The 18,114-nt window shown below is 67.5% G+C and carries 18 protein-coding genes; 8 read left to right on the forward strand and 10 right to left on the reverse strand.

Annotated elements, in window-relative coordinates; translation table 11 throughout:
* Positions 1-61: 61 nt before the first annotated feature.
* From FB478_RS14890 to FB478_RS14900, 3 genes are all read left to right on the forward strand, one after another.
* A complete protein-coding gene (locus FB478_RS14890) occupies positions 62-265 on the forward strand; it encodes a hypothetical protein (protein ID WP_018770279.1) in 204 nt (67 codons plus the stop codon).
* Positions 266-528: 263 nt separating this feature from the next.
* Complete coding sequence (locus FB478_RS14895) at positions 529-993, forward strand: lipopolysaccharide assembly LapA domain-containing protein (protein ID WP_144600998.1); 465 nt, start codon at positions 529-531, stop codon at positions 991-993.
* Between the two features lie 63 nt (positions 994-1,056).
* Positions 1,057-1,638, forward strand: a complete 582-nt coding sequence (locus FB478_RS14900) for a dihydrofolate reductase family protein (protein ID WP_056388429.1) — start codon at positions 1,057-1,059, stop codon at positions 1,636-1,638.
* Positions 1,639-1,701: 63 nt separating this feature from the next.
* Here FB478_RS14900 and FB478_RS14905 read toward each other — a convergent pair whose 3' ends face one another.
* From FB478_RS14905 to FB478_RS14915, 3 genes are read right to left on the reverse strand one after another with little or no spacing between them, the layout of a single operon-like run.
* On the reverse strand, positions 1,702-3,216 hold the full coding sequence (locus tag FB478_RS14905) for a carboxyl transferase domain-containing protein (protein ID WP_144600999.1): 1,515 nt from the start codon (positions 3,214-3,216) through the stop codon (positions 1,702-1,704).
* A 1-nt stretch (position 3,217) separates the two neighbouring features.
* The gene (locus tag FB478_RS14910) at positions 3,218-4,426 is read right to left on the reverse strand and encodes a CaiB/BaiF CoA-transferase family protein (RefSeq protein WP_144601000.1); all 1,209 of its coding nucleotides are present in this window, start codon (positions 4,424-4,426) and stop codon (positions 3,218-3,220) included.
* 59 nt (positions 4,427-4,485) lie between these two features.
* Positions 4,486-5,853: an SLC13 family permease gene (locus FB478_RS14915; protein WP_018770284.1), complete on the reverse strand. Its 1,368-nt coding sequence runs from the start codon at positions 5,851-5,853 to the stop codon at positions 4,486-4,488.
* Between the two features lie 136 nt (positions 5,854-5,989).
* Between FB478_RS14915 and FB478_RS14920 the strand changes: the two genes are divergently transcribed.
* A complete protein-coding gene (locus tag FB478_RS14920) occupies positions 5,990-6,688 on the forward strand; it encodes a FadR/GntR family transcriptional regulator (RefSeq protein ID WP_144601001.1) in 699 nt (232 codons plus the stop codon).
* A gap of 122 nt (positions 6,689-6,810) precedes the next feature.
* Positions 6,811-8,256, forward strand: coding sequence for a cytosine permease (locus tag FB478_RS14925; protein WP_144601002.1), 1,446 nt, complete (start codon positions 6,811-6,813; stop codon positions 8,254-8,256).
* Between the two features lie 84 nt (positions 8,257-8,340).
* On the opposite strand, the gene FB478_RS14930 is transcribed toward FB478_RS14925, so the two are convergent.
* A complete protein-coding gene (locus FB478_RS14930) occupies positions 8,341-8,802 on the reverse strand; it encodes a DUF4190 domain-containing protein (RefSeq protein ID WP_134165326.1) in 462 nt (153 codons plus the stop codon).
* A gap of 35 nt (positions 8,803-8,837) precedes the next feature.
* The gene (locus tag FB478_RS14935; RefSeq protein WP_261377420.1) at positions 8,838-9,434 is read right to left on the reverse strand and encodes a LysE/ArgO family amino acid transporter; all 597 of its coding nucleotides are present in this window, start codon (positions 9,432-9,434) and stop codon (positions 8,838-8,840) included.
* 71 nt (positions 9,435-9,505) lie between these two features.
* On the opposite strand from FB478_RS14935, the gene FB478_RS14940 reads away from it, so the two are divergent.
* On the forward strand, positions 9,506-10,432 hold the full coding sequence (locus tag FB478_RS14940) for a LysR family transcriptional regulator ArgP (protein WP_134165327.1): 927 nt from the start codon (positions 9,506-9,508) through the stop codon (positions 10,430-10,432).
* Here FB478_RS14940 and FB478_RS14945 read toward each other — a convergent pair.
* Positions 10,392-11,348 (reverse strand): nuclease-related domain-containing protein, encoded by a 957-nt coding sequence (locus tag FB478_RS14945; RefSeq protein WP_056388444.1) that lies wholly within the window; start codon positions 11,346-11,348, stop codon positions 10,392-10,394. The two genes, FB478_RS14940 and FB478_RS14945, sit on opposite strands and share 41 nt — an antisense overlap.
* A 240-nt stretch (positions 11,349-11,588) precedes the next feature.
* On the opposite strand from FB478_RS14945, the gene pgm reads away from it, so the two are divergent.
* Positions 11,589-13,253 carry a phosphoglucomutase (alpha-D-glucose-1,6-bisphosphate-dependent) gene (pgm, locus tag FB478_RS14950; RefSeq protein WP_056388446.1) on the forward strand — a complete coding sequence of 555 codons (1,665 nt, stop codon included), beginning with the start codon at positions 11,589-11,591 and terminating at the stop codon, positions 13,251-13,253.
* Here the strand turns inward: pgm and FB478_RS14955 are convergent.
* Together FB478_RS14955 and FB478_RS14960 are read right to left on the reverse strand one after the other, a co-directional pair.
* On the reverse strand, positions 13,250-13,771 hold the full coding sequence (locus FB478_RS14955; protein ID WP_056388448.1) for a 2'-5' RNA ligase family protein: 522 nt from the start codon (positions 13,769-13,771) through the stop codon (positions 13,250-13,252). The two genes, pgm and FB478_RS14955, sit on opposite strands and share 4 nt — an antisense overlap.
* A 134-nt stretch (positions 13,772-13,905) precedes the next feature.
* On the reverse strand, positions 13,906-14,511 hold the full coding sequence (locus tag FB478_RS14960; protein ID WP_018770293.1) for a malonic semialdehyde reductase: 606 nt from the start codon (positions 14,509-14,511) through the stop codon (positions 13,906-13,908).
* Positions 14,512-14,710: 199 nt separating this feature from the next.
* Here FB478_RS14960 and FB478_RS14965 point away from each other — a divergent pair, with 199 nt between their 5' ends.
* Positions 14,711-16,063 carry a uracil-xanthine permease family protein gene (locus FB478_RS14965; protein ID WP_144601003.1) on the forward strand — a complete coding sequence of 451 codons (1,353 nt, stop codon included), beginning with the start codon at positions 14,711-14,713 and terminating at the stop codon, positions 16,061-16,063.
* On the opposite strand, the gene FB478_RS14970 is transcribed toward FB478_RS14965, so the two are convergent.
* Positions 16,060-16,983 (reverse strand): SGNH/GDSL hydrolase family protein, encoded by a 924-nt coding sequence (locus tag FB478_RS14970; RefSeq protein ID WP_018770295.1) that lies wholly within the window; start codon positions 16,981-16,983, stop codon positions 16,060-16,062. The two genes, FB478_RS14965 and FB478_RS14970, sit on opposite strands and share 4 nt — an antisense overlap.
* Positions 16,980-17,864 (reverse strand): GAF domain-containing protein, encoded by an 885-nt coding sequence (locus tag FB478_RS14975; RefSeq protein WP_056388454.1) that lies wholly within the window; start codon positions 17,862-17,864, stop codon positions 16,980-16,982. Before FB478_RS14975 ends, FB478_RS14970 begins: the two co-directional genes overlap by 4 nt.
* Between the last annotated feature and the right edge of the window lie 250 nt (positions 17,865-18,114).

The following is an 18,114-nucleotide window of genomic DNA, read 5'->3' on the forward strand; positions in this document are numbered from 1 at the left end:
TATCGACTCCCCCGCCAATCAGGAGGACGATTAAAGGGCAGTCACCATGAGGAGGTCTGTGATGTGCTACGCATCGAACAAGGACTTCGGGTGGGGCGCCAGGAAAGAAACCAAGCGCCGGCCTGAAGCCGAAACGGAAGCCCCTGCGGAAACTCCGGAGGAGCCGGTCAAGGCACCGGACTTCACGTTCTGGGCCTTCCCCAACTGGCGCAGGATGCCTGCGCCCCGCACCCCCTCCGCCGAACGGAGCAAGGAGAGGGTCTGACCCGGGCGGTGAGACCCGGGCCGGGCTGACCGGACCGAAAATGGTCCGGCCAGACTGCCGGAAGGAGGGGTTCTCACGTGAGGGCCCCTCCTGGCCGACGGCTCCCCCGCACCCTTTTCCTGCGCAGGTCATTGCGCCGGTCATTGCGCCGGTCATGACGCAATTCCTAACGCAGGACGCGGTACCGGTCGTTGTGCCGCGTCAACCGGGGCGTCTATGGTTAGACAATAAGCATGCTTAGCATTTTGGGAAAGGGGACGGACATGAGCGCAGGACAGTACACGCCAGGGCCGGAAGGCCGGCAGGAACCGGATGCCACCACGCCGTCGAACGCAGCGCAGCCATCGGGAGACCGGGCCGCAACCTACGGCGGCGCGCCGTCCTACGCACCGGACGCAGGGGGAACAGTCGGAACAACGGGGACACCGGCCACCGGGACAGCGGCGACGGGCCGTGGATTCCCTGAACGCAAGGTCACCCGCGCCGGAGTCATCTGGGCAGGTGTAGTGGCATCCTTAGTGCTCCTGATCCTGCTGATCGTCTTCATCCTGCAGAACCAGGACCAGGCCCTGGTCCGGTTCCTTGGTTTTGAGGGGTCCGTCCCGCTGGGGATGGCACTGTTCATCGCTGCCGTATCAGGCGGCGTCTTGGTGGCCGTGGCAGGCGGAGCGCGCATCCTGCAGCTGCGCAGGAACGCCCACCGGACCAGAGTCCAGTCCAGGAGGTAGTCCCTTGGCAGCGGGTGCCGCCCGCCACCGCGGGCGCTTCCCGCCACGGAAAGGCTGACCGCAGTGGGCAAGGTCGTGGTGATGAACCATGTGACGCTCGATGGCGTCAGGCAGGGACCGGGGCGCCCGGATGAAGATCCGCGGGGAGGATTCACCGGCGGCGGCTGGGCCGTTCCGCATGCCGATCAGGCGACGGTCCAGAAGATGGGCGGGCGCATGGGCGCCGGCCACGCTTTCCTCTTTGGACGGCGCACCTACGTGCAGCTCCTGTCGTCATGGAACGCCCAGGGCGGTCCATTCAAGGACGCCCTGAACAACACGCCCAAGTACGTCGCCTCCGGTGACCCCGCCTTGAAGCTTGAGTGGCCAAACTCAACGCTCCTTCGGGGGGACGTTCCGGCGGCTGTGAAGGAGCTCCGGGAAACCTTCCCCGGGAACCTCGTGATCATGGGCAGCGGAGTGCTGATCCGCAGCCTTATGGCGGCAGATCAAATCGACGAGTACCTGCTCATGATCCATCCCCTGGTGCTGGGCAACGGTCACCAGCTTTTCACCGGGGCAACAAGAACGCCGCTGCGGCTCCTCGAAGCCGAACACACCGCCACGGGCGTCATTATGGCCCTCTACGTGCCGGACCAGCCGTAGGAAGCGCCGGAACCGATACTCCGGCGCCTCCCGGGCCTGCCCCCCACGACCAAGTGGCAACCGTCAGCTGCCGCCGAGGGATGCGAACTTCCGCGCCCGGGCAGCCACGAGTTCCGGCACGGGAACGCCGGCCACCGAGCCCAGCTCAAACTCAATCGCCCGGGCCATCCGGGTGCAGAATTCGCGCGGCTCCAGAGAAGCATCGTCCCGCTCATCCACAATGTGGTCCACCAGGCCGTTCGCGTACAGCGCGGCCACGTTCACTCCCTGCGCCTGGGCCATGGCCGGGGCGAACGCGGTGGTCCGGTGCACGATGGCGCTGGCACCTTCCGGAGGAAGCGGTGAAAGCCAGCTGTGCTGGGCCGCGATGGTCCTGTCCGCGGGCAGCAGTGCCAGCGCACCTCCCCCGGCGCCCTGGCCAAGCAGCACGGAGACCGACGGCGATTCCAGACCGATCAGTTCGTGCAGCGAGCGCGCAATTTCGCCGGCAAGTCCGCCCTCCTCCGCCTCCTGCGACAAAGCAGCGCCGGCGGTGTCGATCACGGTGAGCAGCGGCAGCCGCAGTTCCTCCGCCAGCTTCATGCCGCGGCGCGCCTCCCGCAAGGAACCCGGTCCCATCCCGGCGGCGTCCTTCCGAAGCGGGCGGGCGTGGCCCAGGACGATGCAGGACTGGGTGCCAAAACGCGCCAGTGCCAGCAGCAACCCGGGGTCCTTCTCCCCCTGTCCGGTTCCGTTCAGGGGGAGAGCGTCGGTGGCGCCGACCTTCAGCAGCTGGCGCAGGTCCGGCCGCCGGGGACGCCGGGAGATCCCGATGGACGTCCAGGCGTCAACTGTTGAAGGCCGGACGTTGAGGGTCTCGGGAGGGGCAGGGCGCGCAGCCACCGGACCCCCGGGAGAGAGGATGTCCAGTGCCCGGCCCACCAGGTCTGCAAGATCGCCGGGTTCCACCACGCCGTCGATCAGTCCCTTGTGGAAGAGGTTCTCCGCCACCTGCACGTTCTCCGGGAACGCCTCGCCGTACAGCGCCTCGTACACCCGGGGACCCAGGAAGCCCAGCAGGGACCCAGGTTCCGCCACGTTGATGTGGCCCAAGGAACCCCACGATGCCATGACGCCGCCGGTGGTGGGGTGCCGCAGGTAGACCAGGTACGGCAGGCCGGCCTGCCGGTGCGCCCGGACGGCGCCGGTGATTTTCACCATGGACAGGAACGCGAGCGTCCCTTCCTGCATCCGGGTTCCCCCGGACGCAGGACCGGCCAGCAGCGGCAGCCCCTCCGCGGTGGCGCGTTCGACGGCGGCAACGATCCGTTGCGCCGCCGCGTGGCCGATGGAGCCGGCCAGGAAGGAGAATTCGCTGACGATCAGCGCAACGCGGCGGCCGCGGATGAGGCCGGCGCCGGTGACCACCGACTCATCGGCGCCGCTGCGTTCGCGCGCTTTTACCAGGTCGCGGGCGTACTCGTCAGAGACGTCCGGCTGTTCCGGCTCGGTGTCCCAGGAGACGAACGAGCCCTGGTCCACCACGGCGTCCAGCAGTTCGGTTGCGTTCAGGTGCCGCACCTTTTCCTTCGTCGGCATGCTATTTGGCCCCCGCCGTTGCAGAAGCCAGGCCCAGCCACTCGCGGATTGCCGGCCCGTCCTCGTCCAGCAGCGGCGGTGCATCGTGCTGGGTGGGGGTGGTTTCGGCCGCATCCCCGGGAGCGAAGAACCGCAGCGGCGGGCCGGGCAGGCTCACTTTTCCGAGCAGCGGGTGGTCCACATCCACCACCAGCCCCTGGGATGCCACCTGCTCCCAGGCGTACACCTCGTCCAGCGAGCGGACCTTCCCTGCCGGGATCCCGGCGTCGTTCAGTTTCGCCAGCAGTTCCGCCGCACCGTAGCCGGCGAAGGCGCGTTCGACGGCGGCAATCACCCCCGCACGGTTCCGCACCCTTTCGGCATTGCTGGCAAAGCCGGGGGCACCCGGCTCCAGGCCAAAGGCCGCAGCAAAGGACGCCCACAGCTTCTCGCTGCCGACGCTGATCTGTACGCTGCCGTCCTTGCAGTTGAACAGGCCGTAGGGGGCGATGGACGGGTGGTGGTTGCCCTGGGCCTGGGGAACTTCGCCTGCAACGGTGGTCCTGGTGCCCTGGAAGGCATGGACGCCGATCAGCGATGCCAGCAGCGACGTGCGTACCACCTTGCCCTGGCCGGTCCGGGTCCGCTCCACCAGCGCCGCGAGCACGCCGAAGGCGCCGTTCATCCCGGAAAGCAGGTCGGCAATTGGAACGCCGACGCGCTGGGGGTCGTCCGGCCCTGACCCGGTGAGGGACATGAGTCCGGCCTCGCCCTGCAGGATCTGGTCGTAGCCGCTGCGCTGGGACTCGGGCCCGTCGTGGCCAAAGCCGGTTATGGACAGGATCACCAGCCGCGGGTTGATCTCATGCATCGCCGCGGTGGAGAAGCCCAGCCGGTCCATGACCCCGGGCCGGAAGTTTTCGATCACCACGTCCGCCCGCTCCAGCAGGCCGCGGAGCACCGCCTGCCCGTCGCCGCTCTTCAGGTCCAGGCTGATGGACTCCTTGTTGCGGTTGCAGGACATGAAGTAGGTGGACTGGAGGTCGTCTTCGGGGCCGACGAAGGGCGGCCCCCAGCCGCGGGTGTCGTCACCGGTTCCGGGGTTCTCCACCTTGATGACGCGGGCGCCGAGGTCCGCCAGCATCATGCCTGCGTGGGGTCCGGCCAGTGCGCGGCTGAGGTCGACGACGGTGTGCCCGGCCAGGGGGCCTTGGCGGTTCTCGGTGCTCATGGTTTGGGTTTCCTTTCTGGAACGGGTGGCGGACGGCCGCCGGTGTGGGGCAGCGGCGGCTAGAGCCAGCCGGGCACCACCAGCGCCAGCCATGCCAGGACGGGGCCGGCCACGATGACGATGCCGCTGTAGCCGAGGATCCGCTTGTAGAACTGGTCCTTGTCCACGCCTTCCGGGGCATTGGCCAGCACCAGCGCGCCGTTGGTGGAGAACGGTGAGACGTCCACGATGGTGGCGGACACTGCGAGGGCGCAGATGACGCCGACGGCGCCGATCTCGCCGGTGGAGAGGAACGGAACCGCGAGCGGGATGAGCGCTGCAAGGATGGCGGTGGAGGAGGCAAAGGCGGATACCACGGCACCGATGAAGCAGATGATGAGGGCGGCCAGGAGCGGCATTCCCATTCCGGCAACGCCGCTGGAAACGAACTTGATGGTTCCGGCTTCCTCCAGCACTCCGACGAACGTCAGCATGCCGCAGATCAGCAGCACGGTGGACCAGCTGATCTTGTTGATGGCCCCCTTCTGGGCTGCGGGTGACACCAGGGCCAGCACAATGGCGATGGTGATGGAGACGAAGCCGACGTCCATCTTGAAGCCAAGGGCCACGACGGCCAGCACGATCAGGCCTGCAATGGTGACCAGCTGCGGAATCCGCTCTTTGCGCTCCTTGGTGGCCGCGACGCCGTCGCCTGCGGGGTCCCGGGGACCGTACATGCCGGAGCCGAAGCCCTTGAAGGGGACGTCGGCGCCGGCTTTGGCGCCGACGCTGACGGCCATCCGTGCCTCAGCTGCCTGCTCCACGAACTGTCCCACCTTGGAGGACATGAGGTTCCTGCCGCCGAGGACCACGAAGAGCACCAGTGCGATGACCAGGTTGAAGATGAAGCTGGACAGGAACAGCGCGGTGGGGCTGAAGGCAAGGTCCGTCTTGGCCAGGATGCCGTTGACGGTGACACCGTAGACGGCGATGGGCGAGAAGCCGCCCGCCTGCGCGCCGTGGATCACCATCATGCCCATGAGCAGCGGGCTGATCTTGTACTTGCCGGCGAAGCTCAGGGCGATGGGGGCAATGATGGCGACGGCGGCGGGAGACAGGGCGCCCACGGCGGTGATGACGGCGGTGATGGCGAACATGACCCACGGGATGAGGGCAACGCGGCTGCCCACCAGGCGGACTGCGCCGCGGACCAACAGGTCGATGGTTCCGTTGTTCTGCGCTATGGCGAACAGGTAGGTGACGCCGACGATGGTGAGGAAGAGGCCGCCGGGAAAGTTGGCCAGGATCTCGTTGGTGGACATGCCCAGCACCAGGGCGCCGAGCAGGAACGCGCCGACGAAGGCGAGCGCGCCCATGTTGAGGGGCAGGACGGTGGCGAGCAGGAACATCGCCGCGAGGATGATGATCGATAAGACAGGAGCGGACATCGTTGGTCCTCCGTTGGGGGAAAGAAAGAATGTGACGTGAGTTACTGGCTCACTGGACTAGCCTCTTAGACAGTGAGTCTATCTGTCAATAGACGAAGGAGGTATTCTGGTCCCTACGACCCCGAGGGAGGGCTTTGTGGAGAAGACAGCACGGCTGGGCCTGGAACGCGTCACCCGGCCCCGGCTGTACGAGCAGCTGGTGGAGCAGATCCTCGCCTACATCGAGTCCGCCCAGCTCCGGCCGGGCGATCTCCTGCCGGCGGAGCGCGACCTTGCCGAACGGCTTGGGGTTTCCCGCGCCACGCTGGCGCAGGCGCTGGTGGCCCTGGAAGTGCTTGGCGTCATCGACGTGCAGCACGGCACCGGCGCAGTCCTGGCCCGGCGGCCCAGCGTAGCCTCGGTCATCAAGGGCCTGCGCGAGCACCAAAGCCGGCTGCCCGAAATCGTGGAGGCGCGCAGCACCCTGGAAGTGAAGCTTGCCGCCCTCGCCGCCGAACGCCGGACCGACCAGGACCTTGCCGCCATCGACGATGCCCTGGACGTCATGGCCAGGGAAATCAACGACGGCGACCGCGGCACCCACGGCGACGAACTGTTCCACCAGGCCATCACCGCGGCAGCACACTCGTCCGTCCTGGCACAGCTGATGGCCTTCATCGCCGAGATGATCCTGGAAACGCGGATGGAGTCGCTGGGGCAGCCCGGCCGGCCCGAACAGTCCCTGGCGTCGCATCGGAAAATCGCGGATGCCGTCCGGGCCCAGGATGCGGAGGCGGCCGCGGACGCCATGCTGGCGCACATCGAGCTTGTCTCGGACGTGGAGCTGCTCCGCTAGCCAGGCCGCGCGACACGCGGAGGCGTCTGGTTTCCCGGACAGCAGGACCCGGTTGCGGGTGTTGGCCGGCCGCCAAACCCGGTGTGATGGACCCTACGTTTCCATCACTGAGGAGTTAGGCCATGGCCGGAGGCAGTACCGCCGTTGAGGCACGATCGATCGACATGATCCCACCGGGCGAGCGGCACGGCCACCCGCGCGGCCAGTTCACCCTGTGGTTTGGTGCCAATGCCCAGATCACCGCCATCGTGGACGGCGCCCTGGCCGTGGTGTTCGGCGCGGACGCCTTCTGGGCAATAGTGGGCCTGCTGGTGGGAAATGTGCTGGGCGGCGCGGTCATGGCCCTCCACTCAGCCCAGGGTCCCAAGCTGGGCTTGCCGCAGATGATCTCCAGCCGAGCCCAGTTCGGCGTCTACGGGGCCGTGATTCCGCTGGTGCTGGTCATCCTCATGTACGTCGGGTTCGCCTCAACAGGCACCGTCCTCTCGGGGCAGGCGATCAACCTCATGCTGGGAGTGGACGCGCCCGCCGTCGGAATCCTGGTCTTCGGTGCCGCAACGGCCCTGCTGGCCATCCTGGGGTACAAGTACATCCACGCGCTGGGCCGCATCGCCACCGTACTGGGTCTGGCAGGCTTCCTGTACCTGACCCTGGCGGTTGCCACCAAGTTCGACATCACCCAGGTGATGATGGTCAAGGGCTTTGAATGGCCCACGTTCCTCACCGCCGTTGCCCTGGGTGCCGGCTGGCAGCTCACCTTCGGCCCATACGTAGCCGACTACTCCCGCTACCTTCCCGCGGACACCTCGGAACGGAAGACCTTTTGGTACACCTTCGCCGGCTCGGTGGGCGGGGCGCAGTGGGCCATGACCCTCGGCGCCCTGGCCGGCGGACTCTCCGCCGCCAAGCTGGGCGGGGACTTCCTGAAGAACCAGGTGGGCTACATGGGCGATCTCGCCGGCGGCGGGCAGATCGCCGTCTTCATTTACCTGATGATCGTCACCGGCAAGCTGACGGTTAACTGCCTGAATGCCTACGGCGCCTTCATGTGCGGCGTGACCATCAGCACCGCCGTCAACCGGAGGGATACCGTCTCCAAAGCCGTGCGGATTGCCTTCATCGTGGCGGTAATCGGCGCCAGCGTGCTCATCGCACTGTTCGCCAGCAAGGATTTCCTGAACCTGTTCAAGAACTTCGTCCTCCTGCTGCTCATGGTCTTCACGCCCTGGTCCGTGATCAACCTGGTGGACTACTACAAGGTCTCCCGGGACCGGCTGGACATCCCCGCCCTCTACAACCCGGACGGCCGCTACGGCCGCTGGAACGTGGCCGCCCTGGTTTCCTATGGAATCGGCGTCGTCATCCAGGTCCCGTTCCTGGCGCAGGCGCTGTACACGGGCCCCGTCACCAAGCTGCTGGGCGGCGCGGACATTTCCTGGCTGGTGGGAATCGTTGCCACCCTGGCCGTCTACTACCCCTGGGCCAAGGCCACCAACCGCGCGCCGGCGGAGACCATTTACCCCGGGTATCCGGTAGAGGTGCCCGCCACCGCAGCAGTCAAGGGGTAAGGCACGACGGCGGCAGAAGGGACGACGGCGGCACGGGCGCAGGTGCCCGGCCGCCGTCGCCGCTGCTTTCCCAGCCGGCCAGGGCTAGAAGGTGCCTGTATTGGAGCCGGCGGTGCCGGCGATGGCCAGGCCGATGATGAGCAGCAGCCAAAGGGCGCCGTAGCCCAGGAGGCACAGGTAGCCCAGCACCAGGCCGGTGATGGACATCCCCCTGCCGGAGGGTTCGCGCCGGAGGGCCAGGTGGCCGGTGATGATTGCGGCAAACTGCGGAAGCAACAGCCAACCCGTGATGACCGAGGCGATGCCGCAGACCATGCTTGCGATGCTCAGGGTCTTCGCTTCCACCGGCCGGCCATAGTAGGACGGCTGGCCGAAATACTGCGGCTGGCCGTACTGGCCCTGGTTGTAGGAGCCCGGGTTGTACTGGGGCTGGCCGTACTGTCCCTGCCCGTACTGTCCCTGCCCGTACTCGGCCGGCGGCCGGTAGCTGGGCCACGGCGAACCGTCACGCTGGTAGTCAGGCCCCTGGGATGGCTGGTTACTCATGGTTTCTCCCCTGCGGATCTCGGCTCCAGCCTACTTCAGTGCAGGACCAGGCGGATGGCCAGGGCCAGCATCAGCACACCGATGGCAGCATCAATCCAGCGCCACGTTCGCGGGCTGCCGAGCACTCCAGCCAGCGCGCGTGCCCCATACCCCAGGGCGGAGAACCACAGCACGCTTCCGGTGACTGCGCCTGCGGCAAAGACCCAGCGCAGATCGGCTCCCTGCTGGTTGGCGAGGCTGCCCAGCAGCACCACGGTGTCCAGGTAGACGTGCGGGTTCAGGAAGGTCAGGGCGGCCGTGGCGGCGATCACCGAGTTCTTCGACTTGGGCGCCTGCTCCGCCAGGGTGGAGGGTTTAACCGCCGCCATGAAGGACCGCGCGGCGAACCACAGCAGGTACGCGGCGCCGGCCCAGCGCAGGACTTCCAGCGCCTCGGGGAACCGGGTGACCAACGCCCCGATGCCGGCCGTGCCAGCGACGATGAGCAAGGCGTCGCCGGCCATGCAGACGGCCACTACCGCCCCGATGTGCTCGCGCCGGATGCCCTGGCGCAGCACGAAGGCGTTCTGGGCGCCGATCGCCACGATCAGCGCCATCCCGGTGAGCATTCCCGTTATTCCGGCAGTCCACATACCTACTGACAGTAGGATCCGCATGGTATACAGGCAAATGAATGATTCTTGGTATTCATTAGGATGTCTTCATGAATCTTGAGCACCTGAAGGCCCTGGTGGCTGTCATCGACGAAGGAACGTTCGAGGCAGCGGCCGATCTGCTCCGGATCACGCCATCCGCCGTGAGCCAGCGGATCAAGGCACTGGAAGCGTCGGTGGGCCGGGTCCTGGTCCGCCGAAGGCTGCCCTGCACGGCCACCGACGCCGGCGCGCTGCTGCTGCGGATGGCCCGCCAGGTGCAGGTGCTGGAAGCGGAGACGGCGGCGGCACTGGGCGCAGGGTCGCCGGCCCGGGCCCAGCTGCCGGTGGCCGTCAACGCGGACTCACTGGCCACGTGGTTCGTCCCCGTCCTGCATCAGGCCGCCGCGTGGGAGGACTCAGCCCTCGATCTCCACGTTGAGGACCAGGGCTACAGCAGCCAGCTGCTCCGCGAAGGCGAGGTCATGGGAGCGGTGACGTCGGACCCTGCCCCGGTGAGCGGGTGCAGGGTGGAACTGCTGGGCTCCATGCGGTACGTTCCGGTGGCCACCCCCGGGCTGCGCCGGCGGTTTTCCGTGTCCGGCGGCGTGGATTGGGCGGCAATGCCGGTCCTGAAATTCAACACGAAAGACAACCTGCAGGAGCAGCTGCTCACGGCCAGGAGCCTGCGGCAGCTTCCTCCAACGCACACCGTCCCTTCGTCCCAGGGATTCCTCGCGGCAGTCAAAGCCGGTTTGGGCTGGGGGATGATTCCGGAGCTCCAGCTCACGGACGAGCTGGAGTCCGGCGCCCTGGTGCGGCTCGAGGACGGCCCCCACCAGGACGTGGCCCTGTACTGGCAGGCCTGGACCCTGGACTCGGAACGGCTCAACCGGATGACCGGAGCAGTCCGCGCGGCCGCCAAAGACCGGCTGCTGCCAGGAGATGCGCCGGAGGCTAGCGGCCCAAGTAGGGCAGGATATAGACGGCAAAAATGACGAAGGCCGCCAGCAGGGCAAGCTTCCCTCCACTGGTGCCGCCATGCTGCTGCGCTTTGCCGTTCCTGCCGCGGCGCGCCGATCCCGCCGACGCCCCGGTCCGCGTTCCGGCCGGCGCTCCCGCCCTGTGCCCTGTGGGTTGTCCTGCCTTCGTTCCGCCCGGGGGGAGGGCCCGCCCTGCGGGGTGCCGGGATGCACTTTGGCTGCGGCCCGTTTCGTCCGGGGAGCCGGGCTTCCCGCGGGGAGTTGCTGCGGGGCCGGCCGGGGGCAATGCTCCCGCCGGGCGCACCACGGTTCCCGGCCGTACGCTGCGAAAAGCGGTGATGCCTGGTTCCTGTTCATGGGTGAGCTGCTGGCCCAGGTGCGCGTACAGGCCCACCACTGTTTGCTGGTCGAGCACGGCCGGCAGCGCTTCGATGGCTCCCACCACCCGCTGGGAACCGGCCACGGCAACGTCGGATTCAGTCACCCCGAAAAGGTCGGGCTGCGCGGACATGCAGATGAGTGGACGCACCAGGCGGCGGTGCGGCGGAGTCAGCACCGAGGCCACGGCAGCACACTGGGCCAGGGCCCCTTCCACTGCCTGGGTTCGCGCAAAGCGGCCCTGCCACAGCACCCCGGAAGCCACCCGCACCTCACCGGTCCAGTTCTTCGAGTCGATCACCACCACGCCGCCGGGGCCCACCAGGACGTGGTCAAGGTTCGCTTTGGGCCGGCCGGGCCAGTGGACATCGTGGAGGACGTACCAGCCGCGCGGGACCAGTTCGCTGAGCTTGTCGGCCACCACCCGCTCCCCTGCGGCGCCGGCGTCCCACGCCTTCGTGGAACGTTCGGCCTGGTCCAGTTGGCGCTTCAGCCTCGCAACGCGCTCGGCAGCCAGCCTGGACTGCTCCGCTGCCCCGTCTCCTGCCCCCATTGGACGTCCCCGTTTCCTAGCCGGACAGGACTCCGGCGGCGGCCCGCCGTCGTCCGTTCCTTTCCCTTGTTTCCTGGAATTTTTTGAAAGGTAGCAGGGCGTCAAAGGGCCGGTATATAGGTACTTTCCGGGCCGGGTACTCAGGTGGACTACTTGGTTTGACGAGCACATTGCGCGTCACAGGGTCCGGATTATGGGCGGGTCGTTTGGACTCCTGCCAGGTTCTGGCATGCTGGAGCCATGGCTAGCCGCGCGGGTACAGTTGCCCAACCCCAGGACCTTGTTGACATCACTGCGCTTCTTGACGCGTATTACGACATTGCGCCGGACCTGGGTGATCCCGGCCAGCGCGTCGTCTTTGGCACCTCCGGGCACCGGGGCTCCAGCCTCAAGGCCTCGTTCAATGAACAGCACATCGTTGCCATCACGCAGGCAATCGTGGAATACCGGGCTGCGCAGGGCGTCACCGGCCCGCTGTTCCTGGCCAAGGACACCCACGCACTGAGCGAGCCCGCGCAGAACTCCGCGCTGGAGGTGCTCGCCGCGAACGGCGTCCAGGTCCTCGTCGACGCCAGGCACGGCTACACCCCCACCCCGGCGCTGAGCCACGCCATCCTGACCTACAACCGGAAAGCCGCACCGGGCGCCCCGCAGGCCGACGGCATCGTGGTGACCCCCAGCCACAACCCGCCCGGCGACGGCGGCTTCAAGTACAACCCCCCGCACGGCGGCCCGGCGGACTCGGATGCCACCGGCTGGATCGCCAACCGCGCCAACGAGCTGCTGGAGAACGGGCTGCGCGGCGTGAAGCGGATCCCGCTGGCGGACGCCCAGGCCGCAGACACCACCGGCAAGTTCGACTTCCTGAGCAGCTACGTGGACGACCTTCCGTCCGTCCTGAACCTGGACGCCATCCGCAATGCCGGGGTCCGGATCGGTGCCGATCCCATGGGCGGCGCGTCCGTGGACTACTGGGGCGAGATCGGCGAGCGCCACCACCTGGACCTGACCGTGGTGAACCCCACGGTGGACCCGCAGTGGGCCTTCATGACCCTGGACTGGGACGAGAAGATCCGCATGGACTGCTCTTCGCCGTCGGCCATGGCGTCGCTGATCCAGCGGATGTCCGACGCCGCCGCCTCCGGCCAGCCTGCATTCGACGTGGCCACGGGCAACGACGCCGACGCCGACCGCCATGGCATCGTCACCCCGGACGGCGGGCTGATGAACCCCAACCACTACCTGGCCGTCGCCATCGACTACCTCTACCGCAACCGCAGCGGCTGGAACCCCGCCTCGGTGATCGGCAAGACGCTGGTGTCCTCCTCCATCATCGACCGCGTGGCCGAGAGCCTGGGCCGCAAGCTCGTTGAGGTGCCCGTTGGCTTCAAGTGGTTCGTGCCCGGCCTGCTCTCGGGTGAAGGGGCGTTCGGTGGCGAGGAATCCGCCGGTGCCTCCTTCAACAAGCTGGACGGCAGCGTCTGGACCACGGACAAGGACGGCATCCTGCTGGCACTGCTGGCCTCGGAGATCACCGCGGTCACCGGCAGCTCCCCGTCCCAGCTGTACAAGGGGCTGACGGACCAGTTCGGCGCCCCCGTCTACGCCCGGATCGACGCCGCCGCCACCCGCGAGCAGAAAGCTGCACTCGGCAAGCTGTCGCCGTCGGACGTTACCGCCACGGAACTGGCGGGCGAGACGATCACCGCCAAGCTCACGGAGGCGCCAGGGAACGGCGCACCCATCGGCGGCCTGAAGGTGGTCACCGAAAACGCCTGGTTCGCGGCCCGCCCGTCCGGCACGGAGGACGTGTACAAGATCTACGCCGAGTCCTTCAAGGGCGAGGAACACCTGAAGCAGGTGCAGGCGGAGGCCAAGGCGCTGGTGGACAGCGTCATCGCCTAGTACTGCGAAGGTTCCTGGCTCCACAACCGGAGGATGCGCCTGATGGCGTGGTCGCCGCCGGGCGCCATGTCCACCAAAGCCACGCGGTCAAGCACGACGGCGTCGCCCCGGTGGAGGCGCTTGGCGTCCGGGCCTGGGGTGGCCTGGTGGGAGACGTGCGGCCGGTAGCCGGACAACGTGTGGCGCGGCGTGAGGATCCTGCCGCCCGCGTCCACCACCACCTGCACCAGCCGCTCATGCAGCTCCTGCAGGGCGGGGTGCGGCTCCACCAGGTTGACGGGGACGGACCCGTTGCGGCCAAAGGCGGCGTCCTCCCCCACGGTCAGCTCCGCGCCAAGCGCTGCGTTGGCCGGCCCATCTGCAAGCGCGGCGATGCTTTGGGCGACGTCGGCACCGTCCGCGGCGGCGGCGGCGGCGTCGAACCTCACCAGGGTGACGTGCAGCGGCCACTCCGTCCGCAGAAAAACCTGGCCGTCCGCCACCGGTTCCACGAAGGCCACAAAAATGAGGTTCCGCATCGGCATACGCCCAGTCTCCCACCGGCCCACCTCCACGCCTCTAAACGCCCCATCACATCCCGCCCAAAAAACCCAAACGCCCCATCACCAGGTGATGGGGCGTTTGGAGAAAAGACGCAGGAAGTGATGGGGCGTCAGACGGTGCGGACAGCCTCGTCGTAGGAGAATTTGGGCTTTGCCTCGCCCCAGGCGTCCTCGCCCGGCTGGCCGATGTTGACCACCAGGAAGCTCTTCTGGTCGCCGGCCGGGAAGAAGGCGGCGTCGATGGCGTTGAAGTCAGCGCCGGTCATGGGGCCGGCGGCGAAACCGAGCGAACGGACGGCCAGGATGAAGTAGCCGGCCTGCAGGTGGGCATTGTTGTTGCCCGTGGCTGCGGCGAGCTGCGGGTCGGCGTCGTACATGGCCTTGGGGGCGTTGTAGCCGGGGAGGAAGTCGTCCCACTTGCCGGCCCAGTCGGTGTCGTAGCTGAGGATGGCCACCAGCGGGGCGGAAGCCGTCTTGGCCTGGTTGCCGCGGGACAGGGCATCCACCAGGGTGGCGCGGGCCTCAGCCGAGCGAACATAGGTGACGCGCAACGGCTGGGAGTTGAACGCGGTGGGGCCGAACTTGGTGAGCTCGTAGATGGCCTGGGCCTGCTCCTCGGTCACCTCGCCGGTGAAGGAGTTGGCGGTGCGGGCCTGGGCAAAGATGGCGTCCACGGCTGCCGAATCGATAACCGCTTCTTCGTGGGCAATGGTCATTGGCTTACCTTTCGCTGCGCCGCCCGCCTGCGGGGGTGGCCTCTGATGCTTTCCATAGTTGCAACTTCAACTGCTTTCCTCCTCTTCCCGTGACGCCGGGTGACCTTGGCCACAGCGGGCCCGCACAAACACTTGGCGGTATTCTGGAGCGAGTTGATCTTCGCCCCCTCGCGGCACCCCCTGAAAGGCATTCCTTCCCATGAGCATGCTCGGAATCAAATGGAAGCTGCACGGCACCGGCAAAACCATCAAGCCCGGCCAGGTGGTGGCCCCGGATGAGCGGCTGGCGTGGCCCCTGACCATCGGCGTGGGCATGCAGCACGTGGTGGCCATGTTCGGCGCCACCTTCCTGGTTCCCATCATCACCGGGATGCCGCCCGCCGCCACGCTGTTCTTTTCGGGGATCGGCACGCTGCTGTTCCTGGTGGTCACCAAGGGCCGGGTGCCCAGCTACCTGGGTTCAAGCTTTGCCTTCATTGCACCCATCACCGCCTCGCAGGCGCAGTTCGGCATCCCCGGCGCCCTGGGCGGCGTGGTGCTTGCCGGCGCCACCCTGGCCCTGGTGGGGGCCGTGGTGCAGAAGTTCGGCGCCGGCTGGATCAACCGGTTGATGCCGCCCATCGTCACGGGTGCCATCGTGGCACTGATCGGCCTGAACCTTGCCCCCGCCGCCAAGCAGAACTTCGACGCCGCCCCGATTACGGCCCTCATCACACTGGTCACCATCATCCTGGTCAGCGTCCTGTTCCGCGGAATCCTGGGCCGGCTCAGCATCCTGGTTGGCGTTGTGGTGGGCTACCTGGTGGCCATGCTCCGCGGCGAGGTGAAGTACGACAAGATGGACGCCGCAGCCTGGGTTGGGCTGCCGCATTTCCAGACCCCCGAGTTCCACATCGGCGTTTTGGGCCTGTTCGTCCCGGTGGTCCTGGTGCTGGTGGCAGAGAACATCGGCCACGTGAAGTCCGTTGCCGCCATGACAGGACAGAACCTCGACGGCGTCTCAGGACGCGCGCTGATGGCAGACGGTGCTGCCACCGTGCTGGCCGGCCTGGGCGGCGGATCGGGCACCACCACGTACGCGGAGAACATCGGCGTCATGGCGGCCACCAAGGTGTATTCGACGGCGGCCTACTGGGTGGCGGGCATGTTCGCCATCCTGCTCAGCTTCTCGCCGAAGTTCGGCGAACTGATCGCCACCGTCCCGGCAGGCGTGCTGGGCGGCGCCGCCACGATGCTGTACGGCATGATCGGCATCCTGGGCGTGAAGATCTGGGTCCAGAACAAGGTGAACTTCTCCAACCCGGTCAACCTGACCACTGCCGCAGTGGCCCTGATCATCGGCATCGCGGACTACACCTGGACCATTGGCGACCTGAAGTTCACCGGCATCGCCCTGGGTTCTGCTGCCGCCCTGGTGATCTACCACGGCATGAAGGCCGTCGCGAAGGCGCGCGGAACGGTGGCCGAACCCGAAACCGAGCAGGGCGTACTGCCTCCGGCAGCGAAGGCCGCGATGAAGGCCGCGGCCAAGCGCTCCCCCAGGAAGCGCTAAGCCACCCTGCCGGTTTCCACCCCGGGGTCCACTCCAGGCTGTCCGTCATAACCCGGTCCGGAGGTCCTGGCCGCGGGATGTCCGGGCGGGAAGGGACCGGGACGGCCAAGGCCGAACACCGGGACCGGCTGCGGCCGCTTGGCCGCCAACCCGCTGACCTGGTGGGGCCGCATCCGCTTCAGCACCCACGGCACAAAGTACTGCTTGGCCCAGACCAGGTCTTCGGCCCGGGCCTGCGTCCAGCCGTGCGCGGGAAGCGGCCGCGGCTGCAGCGGCCTGAGCGTATGCGGTACGCCCAGGGCGTTGAGGGTGGCCACCGCTACCGAATGGTGGCCCAGCGGGGACAGGTGCAGCCGGTCCGGGTCCCACATCAGCGCATGCTGCAGCTCCGGCAGGCACCAAAGGTCAACCATGATGGCGTGGTGCCGGGCCCCGATCCTGTGGAGATGTTCGTTGTAGACCGCCACGCGGCCGCGGATCTTGCCGAAGACCGGCGTGTTCCCCCAATCGGGACCTGCATACAGCAGGATGGTGGCGCCCGTGTCAGCCAGGATACCCACGGCCTCGTCGATCTTTTCCGCCAGCTTGTCCGGGTCGCCGTGGCGGAACACGATGTCGTTGCCACCGCCGGACATGGCAATCAGGTCGGGCTTCAACGCCAGGGCCGGTGCCAGCTGCCCGTCGAGGATTTGCCGCAGCAGCATGCCGCGGATGGCCAGGTTGGCATAGGCGAAGTCCGGCTGGCTGTCCGCCAGTTCCTCCGCCACGCGGTCAGCCCAGCCCCGGAGGCCGCCCAGGCTGTGCGGCTCGGGATCGCCGATCCCTTCGGTGTAAGAGTCCCCCAGGGCGACGAACCGGTGCCAGGGGTGCCTGCCCGGTCCTTCCGTGATGGAGCGCAGTTCCTGTTTCCCGATAGTCATGCTGTCCTCCCTTCCGCAGCAGGCGGGGGTTCCGTCCCCGCCGCAGCGTCCTTGCGGGCCGACCTTCCGGTTGGAAAGTCCCGCCCCGCCGGCGACGGCCGCGGGAGCTCCGCCACGCCGTCGTACGTTTCCTGCCGCAGCCCCGACGGCTGCCCAACCCCGAGGTCCATCCCTGCGGGGGCCACAACGTTCAATGCCACGTCCCGGAGATCCAGCTCGTGGTGCAGCGCCTGCGTCTGCAGGAACCGCAGCGCACCCTCCCGGGTGAGTCCGTATTCGTTCATCAGGCTGCGCACGGCGAGGTCCACCAGGACCAGGGAGCTTTGGACGACGGCGAGACCCGCCGTCGTTTCCGCGCGTTCGGCCACCCGGACCACAACATGCATGGCCCGCGCCACCTCACGGGCATAGCTTTGGCTGCGCACCAGGTCATCGCTGGTGAAGGCGTGCGGGAACGGCGCGTAAAGATTGATGGCGGCGCTGGTCCCGCCTTCGGTGAGGATGGGGACGGAGAGCAGGGACTGCACCCCATGGGCCGCGGCAGCGCTGGAATACCCCGGCCAGCGGCGGTCCCGGCTCAGGTCCGACACCAGGACGAATTCTGCGGTGCGCATGGCTTCCATGACCGGCCCGTCAGCGAACGAGCATTGCTCCCGGTCCGCTTCGCGTGCCTGCTCCGTACTGGCTGCGATGGTCCGCGCCGTGCCCAGGCGGAAGAGGGTGGCCGCCCAGCTGATGCTGCGGCGCTCACCTTTGATACCCGCCATGAAGTCGCGGGTGACGTCCCGGAGGTAGTCTTCAACGTCCTTGCTGTCGAAAACCGGCTGCGGGGTAACTGGAAGCGGTCCCCAGCCAACCTGCCCCGTGGGTTCAGCGGCCATGCTCCAGCCCTGCTATCAGCGCACCGGGCCCACTGCAAAACCTTGCTCTAAGAATACGACCGCTGGCCGCCATAGTGGGCAAAGTTGGCGAAACAAGGGGGTTTCGTCTGGTTGGGGACGGACGGCACGCCGGCGTCCCCTCCACCGGCTCCGCTGAGCAGTAGCATCGGGAGAGGGAACGCCGAATACTCCCTGTTGCCCTGGGTACGTTTCCTTGGGCAAGGGGTCTTGGAGCATCCATGCCAGCACG

The organism is Arthrobacter sp. AG367, assembly GCF_007828995.1.
In the GTDB taxonomy this organism is placed as follows: domain Bacteria; phylum Actinomycetota; class Actinomycetes; order Actinomycetales; family Micrococcaceae; genus Arthrobacter.